Genomic DNA, 3470 nt, shown 5'->3' with positions numbered 1-3470 from the left:
GGTTGCAAGTCCGGTGTGGCTAACGCATCCAGCGGCTGCGCCTGGCCGTTCAGCGAAGCAATCGCCTGGTTCATCTGCAACGCCTGGGCAGCGGGTTCCATATAGTTCCCCTGCGGCGCGTTTTGCGCGCTAACCGCGCTATTGATAGCGTCATGGTCAAGCGTCGTGCCATCGGCAAAGCGGATGCTGTCTATTTGCCAGCCATTAAAGAAATGGTTGGTAACAGTGATTTGATCTTTACCGTCTTTACTACGCAAGACGAGATTGCCACCTTCGCGGCGGATGTCAACATCGCTGCGGTTTATGTCGCTGAAATCAATGCTGTCATGCCGTCCCAATCCGGCATCGTAATTATTGATGACATCACGACCGAATCCGCGTGCAAAACGGTAAATATCATTTCCGGCACTACCGCTGAGAGTATCATTGCCACTGCCACCAATGAGCAAATCGTTGCCTGTTCCTCCATATAGCTTGTCATCTCCTTCATTTCCATGAAGCTGGTCATCGCCTTCTCCGCCAACCAATTCGTCATTTCCGGCACCACCAGAAAGATGATCTCGTCCATCCCCACCATTCAAGGAATCATCTCCCGCTCCGCCAGACAACTTGTCATTTCCGGCGCTACCAACGAGGTCATCATTACCATCTTCTCCATAGAGTTCATCATCCCCTTCTTCACCGCTTATAACATCATTACCGCCTTTTCCGTTGATAATATCATTGCCCTTGCTACCATAGATACGATCATCGCCTTCAGTAGTTTTTCGCAATTCTCTTTCAATCTCATCAGCTGTCAGAATACTGCCATCAGCGAATCTGATCTCGCCTATGCGCCATTTGGTATTGGAAAGAAACTGTCCCATAATCCGCAGTTCATCCGCTCCTGAAATGCTGCGCAAGTAAAGACTGATATTATCCCGCATTATCATGAAATCCTTGCGGTTCATGTTGGTAAATGCCACGACGTCATCCTGGTTCGAATTTTCATCATGATTGTTAATCAGGTCATGACCAAATCCCCGTGCAAACTGATAGACATCTTTGCCTCCCTTGCCTGCCAATAGTTCGTTATCAGCTGTACTGGTTAATACGTCATTTCTGTCCGTTCCATTTATCGGCTTCAGTGGCATACCTTGCACAAGATTGAGCTCAAGTGTCTGATGCGCCTTTAGACCGCCACTATCGGTAGCAGTAACAGTAACACGATAATTCCCTCGTGGCGTATTTGCAGAGGGTGAGCCTGTAAAACGGGCATTGTATGTATCGAACTTTAGCCAACCCGGTAATGGTTGACCATTTTCACCCGTAGCACTAAACGTCAGTTTGTCATCTTTATCAATATCTTTAAAAGCATTTTCAGGCAATTGGTAATAAAAAAGTCTGCTATGCTCTACTTGTTGTACAGGCAATTTTTGTCCTGCCTGCGGCGCATCATTGACGTTAATCACGTTCAGCGCAAGATGCTGGCTGGCACTGCCGCCTTTGCCCCGGGCGCTGATTTCAATATCGAGTGTACCGACATCATCATTGCCGGGCGTACCGCTAAAGGTGCGGGTTGCGGCATCGAAATTCAGCCATTTCGGCAATGGCTTGCCATCTGCCAGACGGGCGCTGTAGCTCAGCTTGTCGTCCTGGTTGGCCGTGTGGAAGGTATCTTCCGCAAGGGTATAACTCAGCTTGTCCTTTTCATGAATGCTCTGTGCCGCCAGCGGTTTGCCTGCGGTTGGCGCTTTGGGTTGTTCCGGTACAGGCCGCACCGGACTGGGTGGCTGAGGTTTGGGATCGGGTTTCGGATTGGGACTGGGTTTGTTGTCATCATCCAAAGACGGCAATTTGAGTCCAAGAAATTCTTCACTGTTAAAAAATCCGGTAAAGACAACTTTGCCCTGCGAGCCTTTCGGGCCATTGGTAATAACCAAATTGCTGCCTTCGCGGGCAAGTTTGGCGCCAGTATCCGTAACCCATTCGTTTTCTGCGACTGAACGCACACTGTCATGGGTGATTTTTCTGCCCTGATAGGTGATAAATCCCTTGCCGTCACTATCATGGATGGTGGTCACGCCCGGCGGCATCAGGCGGTTAAACATAATGTGGTAGCCGTCATATCCAGCGGCATCTTTGATGCTGTCCGTACCCGCGCTAATGTGATAATGGTCGTCGCCATCCTCGTCGGTCATGGTATCGTCGCCACTATTGCTGAAGTAGGTGTCGTTGCCAATGCCGCCGTCCATCAGCGTTTTGTCCTTGCCAGCGCGCAGCACGTCATTACCGGCACCACCGTGCAGTTCATCGCCGCCGGTACCACCATTAAGCTGATCATCACCCTCATCGCCGGAGAGCTCATCCTTGTCGTTGTCATCATCGCTGGCATCAAGCACATCATTGCCTGCACCCCCGTGCAGCTTGTCTTTGCCCTTGCCGGCATAAAGCCGGTCATCGCCGCTGGCGAATCCTGCGGGCATGGCTACGGCATCATCGCCAAACATGGTGTCATCACCATCGTCGCCGTGCATTTCGTCATGCCCGGCCTGACCGGCCATCCAGTCATTGCCTGCGCCACCATACAGCGTATCGTTGCCCGCGCCTTGCACGCGCTCCTGCAACATCAGCCGAATACCCGGCATAATCTTGAAATCCGTTTCCGTACCCTGCCATTCCCAGGCAAAGGTTTTTTCGCCGGGAACAGACAGACTGCCGTCCAAGGGACGCGGGACACTACCATCTACTGGCCAGCGCTGCTCAATGATGGTGCCAACGGCAGCACCATGCATCGTACCCAACGATACCGAAGAAGTCGTTGGCAAATAATTGGCATCGCCCAAAATCAGGTCATTCCCGGCACCACCACGAACGGTGTCGTCACCTTCACCAGCAGTCAAAACATCATCCTGGGCGCTGCCAATGACGACATCGCTACCAAAATGACCATTGAGCCAGTCGCCGCGTTTGCCCTGCCGTGAGGCGGTTTCGGTGTTTATTTCGTCATCGGGCAACGGTGTTTCAAAATCTTCCTTGCCATCGCCCGCGACGAGTGTATCCGCACCGGCACCCCCAATCACGATATCGCTGCCACCGCCCGCATAGACCGTGTCATTGTCATTGGTGGCATCCCGATGGAGATTGCCGGAGAAAATAAACTCCTGGTTATTGCCACCATAAACAAAATCATTGCCCTGACCGGCCATGACCAAATGCAGGCCTTTCGGTCCACCATCACCGGTAAAAAGCACATCATCATGGGCGCTGCCGGTAATCTGCGATGGCTTGAGATTGCTACCTTTGACCCGGATTCCTCTGGGTGCCATTGCACCGTTATAAAAGAAAAGGCCTGCTTTCTCGCTATCATCAACAAGCGTGGCACCTTCATCTGACAGGAGCGTATTATCTTCCGCCAGGGTAAAGCCAAAATCACCTTCCTTCCAGTGACGAATACGCGCCAGCGGCTGATAATTGCCGGAAGCATTTCT

Annotated in this window: 1 protein-coding gene; it reads right to left on the bottom strand. The window is 51.8% G+C overall.

All coding sequences use genetic code 11. The annotated features are described in order from the left end of the window. Positions 1-3470: putative Ig domain-containing protein (locus tag ACO54Z_RS11055; RefSeq protein WP_485997059.1), on the bottom strand; the 3470-nt coding region annotated here is incomplete at both ends.

This window comes from Cardiobacterium sp., assembly GCF_057314735.1.
The sequence above is the reverse complement of the archived record's forward strand: the minus strand, read 5'-3'. Positions and strand labels throughout refer to the sequence as shown.